Genomic DNA, 4,988 nt, shown 5'->3' with positions numbered 1-4,988 from the left:
TAGGTACTCCCGAAGCTCCTGCTGTTCCAGTTGACAAGGCAGTTGAAGTTGAGAACTACTCAGTTCCTTCACCTGACGGCGCAACAAAGCTCACAAACATCGTAGTTATATTCAAACAGCAGAAATTACAGCAGTTCATCGAAGCTATGGAACATATTGATGTCAAGGGCATCACAGTAACAAACGTTCTTGGCTGTGGTATGCAGAACGGACAGCGCAACTACTATCGTGGTGCAGCTGTTGAGATGAACCTGCTTCCTAAGGTAAAGGCTGAGATCGCAGTATGTGCGGTTCCTGTTGAAAAGGTAGTTGCGGCAGCAAAGGCTGCACTCTACACAGGCAACTACGGTGACGGCAAGATGTTCATTTACGACATTGAGAACGTTATCAAGATACGTACAGGCGAGGAAGGCTACAACGCACTCCACGATTCGGCAGAGTGGGAAAAAGCATAAGCTGATAAGGGCGTTTGCGGACATCATCACACAAATCTCCCAGATGTTCGCAGACTGCCTTTCTCATAAATGTATTTCAAGGAGCATAAGAAAAAATGTCAAAGTTCATTTTTGTAACAGGCGGAGTCGTTTCCGGACTCGGAAAAGGTATCACAGCTGCTTCCCTGGGCAGACTTCTCAAACAGCGCGGCTATAAAGTCACAATACAGAAGTTCGACCCATACATCAACGTAGACCCCGGTACTATGTCGCCATTCCAGCACGGCGAGGTTTTCGTAACTGATGACGGTGCTGAGACAGATCTTGACCTCGGACACTATGAGCGTTTCGTTGATGAGAATCTTTCAGTGCACTCCAATGTGACCACAGGAAAGATATACTGGAACGTCATAACAAAGGAACGACGCGGCGACTATCTCGGCGGTACAGTACAGGTGATCCCACACATAACAAACGAAATAAAAAACAGAGTCTACAGCGCCGCAAATGAGGCTAATGCCGATGTGGTCATCACTGAGATAGGCGGTACTGTCGGCGATATCGAGTCAACACCCTTTCTTGAAGCTATAAGACAGGTAGGTACAGAACAGGGACGCGAGAATGTATGCTACATACACGTTACTCTTGTTCCGTACATCGCAGGCTCTGAGGAACTAAAATCCAAGCCCACGCAGCACTCCACAAAGGAGCTCCTTTCCATAGGCATTCAGCCTGATATAATAGTTTGCCGCACGGAAAAACGTATACCAGATGATATGGCTGAGAAGATAGCTCTCTTCTGCAATATCCGCAAAGAAGACGTTATCCAGAACCTGACAGCCCCGTCCCTGTATGAAGTTCCGCTGTGGCTTGAAGAAGAAGGGCTTGCACATTCCGTATGCCGTCACCTCGGTATTGCAGACAACGCTCCCGACCTGACAGAATGGACAGAAATGGTACACCGTGCTGAGAACGCCCACAAGACAGTTACAATAGGACTTGTGGGCAAGTACGTAGAGCTCCACGATGCTTATCTCTCAGTCGCAGAAGCCCTGAGACACGGCGGTATCATAAACGATGCAGCAGTTGAGATAAAGTGGATAGACTCCGAGAACGTAACTGCCGAAAATGCTGCCGAAACATTCAGGGACTGCAACGGTATCATAGTCCCGGGCGGCTTCGGTCACAGAGGAATTGAGGGAATGGTGGAGTCTATACGCTACGCAAGAGAGAATAAAGTCCCCTTCTTCGGTATCTGCCTCGGTATGCAGATGACTGTCATCGAATACGCACGAAACGTATGTGGACTTGCAGGTGCGGATTCAGCGGAATTCGGTGAAACTCCATACCCTGTCATCGACATCATGGACGAGCAGAGAAACATTTCCGAAAAAGGCGGAACAATGCGACTGGGACTTTATCCCTGCAAGCTGAAAGAGGGCTCAAAATGCCGCGAGCTGTACGGCGAAGAGCTCATCTACGAGCGTCATCGCCACCGCTACGAATTCAACAACGCATTTCGCAAGGTACTTACACAAAACGGACTCCAAATCGCAGGTATGTCACCTGACGAAAAGCTGGTCGAGATAGTGGAACTCCCCGACCACCCGTGGTTCATCGGAGTTCAGTTCCACCCCGAATTCAAATCACGTCCAAACAAACCGCAGAAGCTCTTCGCGGACTTTATAAGGGCTTCGCTCTTAAATAATGCGTAATGCTTAATGCATACTTCATAATTAAATGGTATCGCCTTATGGCGATGTATTTTAAATCCGTGAGCGTAAGCGAACACAATAATTAAGCATTATTAATTACGAATTGTGAATTATAAAAAATGGAGGTAAATAAAATGGAAAAGGTAACAGAGTATTTTGGTTCAATGGTATTCGATGAGAGAGTCATGAAAGCTACCCTCTCCGAAAAGGTTTATAAGTCACTTAAAAGAACTATCGACAGAGGTACTCCCCTTGATATTTCAGTTGCAAATGCAGTAGCAGCTGCTATGAAGGACTGGGCTATCGAAAAAGGCGCTACTCACTACACACACTGGTTTCAGCCAATGACAGGTGTTACAGCCGAGAAGCACGACAGCTTCATCACTCCTGCTCCCGATGGCAGAGTTATTATGGAGTTCTCTGGCAAGGAGCTCGTAAAGGGCGAGCCTGACGCTTCTTCATTCCCATCAGGCGGACTTCGTGCTACATTCGAGGCTCGCGGATATACAGCTTGGGATCCGACTTCCTACGCTTTCATCAAGGACGGCACACTCTATATCCCTACAGCCTTCTGCTCATACACAGGTGAAGCACTTGACAAAAAAGTTCCGCTCCTGCGCTCAATGGAAGCTCTCAACAAGCAGGCTTTACGTGTACTCAAGCTCTTTGGAAACGAGGGCGTAAGAAGCGTCCGCACATCAGTTGGTCCAGAGCAGGAATACTTCCTCGTTGACCGTGAAATGTACAAAAAGCGCAAGGACCTTGTAATGACAGGTCGTACCCTGTTCGGTGCAATGCCGCCAAAGGGTCAGGAAATGGAAGACCACTACTTCGGCTCTATCAAGACAAGAGTCGCAGAATATATGGCTGACCTTGACAAGGAGCTTTGGAAGCTTGGTATCCTCGCTAAGACCAAACACAACGAGGTAGCTCCTGCACAGCACGAGCTTGCACCTATCTATAAGACAACAAATATTGCCGCTGACCACAACCAGCTCACAATGGAAGTTATGAAGAAAGTGGCAGAGCGACACGGACTTGTATGCCTGCTCCACGAAAAGCCATTTGATGGAGTTAACGGCTCAGGTAAGCACAACAACTGGTCTATCTCTACAGATACAGGCGTAAACCTTCTCTCCCCCGGCGAGACTCCATATGAGAACGCACAGTTCCTGCTCTTCCTTGCAGCTGTTATCAAGGCTGTTGACGACTATCAGGATCTGCTGAGACTTTCAGTCGCTACCGCAGGCAACGATCATCGTCTCGGTGCTAACGAAGCTCCCCCTGCTATTATTTCTATCTTCCTCGGCGATGAGCTCACAGCTATACTCGAAGCTATTGAGAACGACAAGCCTTACGGCGGTACAGCAAAGGAAAAGATGAAGCTTGGAGTTGATGTTCTTCCTCAGTTCAGCAAGGACACTACAGACCGTAACAGAACTTCCCCATTTGCATTTACAGGCAACAAATTCGAATTCCGTATGCTTGGCTCTTCAAACAGTATCTCCTGCGCTAATATCCACCTCAATGCAGCAGTTGCTGAGGTATTAAAGCAGTTCGCCGACAAGCTCGAATGCGCTAAGGACTTCAACAAGTCCCTCCATGATCTCATCAAAAAGACTATCAAGGATCACAAGCGCATAATCTTCAATGGCAATGGTTACGATGATTCATGGATAAAAGAGGCTAAAAAACGCGGACTTTCCAACCTGAGAACTACAGCTGACTGTATGCCTAAAATATGCGACAAGAAGAATGTTGAGATGCTCACATCTCACGGTATCTTCACCGAAGCTGAGATATACTCACGCTGCGATATCATGCTTGAAAACTACGTTAAATCCGTAAACATAGAGGCTCAGACAATGGTAGATATGGCTCGCAAGGAGATAATCCCTGCTGTTGCAAAATTTGCATCTGATACAGCTTCCGCTGTTGCAGTAAAGAAGAGCGTATCAAAGGTTGCCTGCAAGTACGAAACAAAGCTTGTTACCGAGCTTTCAGCACTCATAGACGAAATGGACGAGGCAACAACAGAGCTTGAGGGCACAGTTACAGGACTCAAGAAAATAGACGCTATAATCCCTCAGTCCGAATTCGTCCGCGACAAGATGATACCTGCAATGGATAAGCTCCGTGCAGCTGCCGACAAGGCTGAGACTATCACAGCCGAGGATTATTATCCATTCCCAACTTACGACAAGCTTCTTTTCGGTGTTTGATATAAATGAGATTTACATAAAAAAAGAAAGCCGTATTCATTACGAATACGGCTTTTTTCGGTTTATACACCGAAGATAAATTCCTTTAAGGAAATAACATCGCCTTTAGCAATTGAAACGTATACATAGTAACAGAGGATATAAGAAGCATCAAGTGCGTCTACCTTTCCGTCACCGTTAACATCATATGCTTGCTTCTGTTTTTCTGTCAGCGGCACGTTCTTAGAAGTTGAATTCATTGCATATATCATAAGGATAATGCTTGCATCAACTGCATCGATCTTTCCGTCGCCTGATGCATCACCAAGCTCGATATCGGGCTCGTCATCAACAGGAGCTGAAGTTGTTGTGCTTACTGTAGTAGTTGTTGATGTTGTGGTTGTTGTAGATGTAGTTGTTTCTGAAGTCTCAGAGGTTGTAGAAGTTGTTGTTTCAGTTGTTGTCTCTGTAGTCTCAGAAGTTGTTGATGATGTTGTTTCAGTTGTTATCTCTGTGGTCTCAGAAGTTGTTGATGTTGTGATTTCTGTAGTTGTTGTTTCGGAAGTTGTTGAAGATTTTTCTGTTGTAGTTGTAGTAGATGTTGATGTGGTTGTAGTTGATGTTGTTGTTGTCGTTGT

At 46.2% G+C, this 4,988-nt stretch carries 4 protein-coding genes; 3 read left to right on the top strand and 1 reads right to left on the bottom strand.

Going from position 1 to position 4,988, the window contains the following annotated elements:
- From L870_RS18135 to L870_RS0116105, 3 genes are all read left to right on the top strand, one after another.
- Positions 1 to 455, top strand: a 455-nt coding sequence (locus L870_RS18135; protein WP_037272821.1) for a P-II family nitrogen regulator, incomplete at its 5' end; no start/stop codon positions are given.
- Positions 456 to 550: 95 nt separating this feature from the next.
- Positions 551 to 2,149 (top strand): CTP synthase, encoded by a 1,599-nt coding sequence (locus L870_RS0116110; protein ID WP_028519023.1) that lies wholly within the window; start codon positions 551 to 553, stop codon positions 2,147 to 2,149.
- Between the two features lie 134 nt (positions 2,150 to 2,283).
- On the top strand, positions 2,284 to 4,371 hold the full coding sequence (locus tag L870_RS0116105) for a glutamine synthetase III family protein (protein ID WP_028519022.1): 2,088 nt from the start codon (positions 2,284 to 2,286) through the stop codon (positions 4,369 to 4,371).
- A gap of 62 nt (positions 4,372 to 4,433) precedes the next feature.
- Here L870_RS0116105 and L870_RS19565 read toward each other — a convergent pair.
- Positions 4,434 to 4,988 (bottom strand): dockerin type I domain-containing protein (locus L870_RS19565; RefSeq protein WP_037272817.1); only part of this gene is annotated, 555 nt, incomplete at its 5' end.

Origin of the sequence: Ruminococcus flavefaciens ATCC 19208 (assembly GCF_000518765.1) — a bacterium.
Taxonomy (GTDB): Bacteria; Bacillota; Clostridia; order Oscillospirales; family Ruminococcaceae; genus Ruminococcus; species Ruminococcus flavefaciens.
Note: the sequence above shows the minus strand (reverse complement) of the source record. Positions and strands in the feature narration are given on the sequence as shown.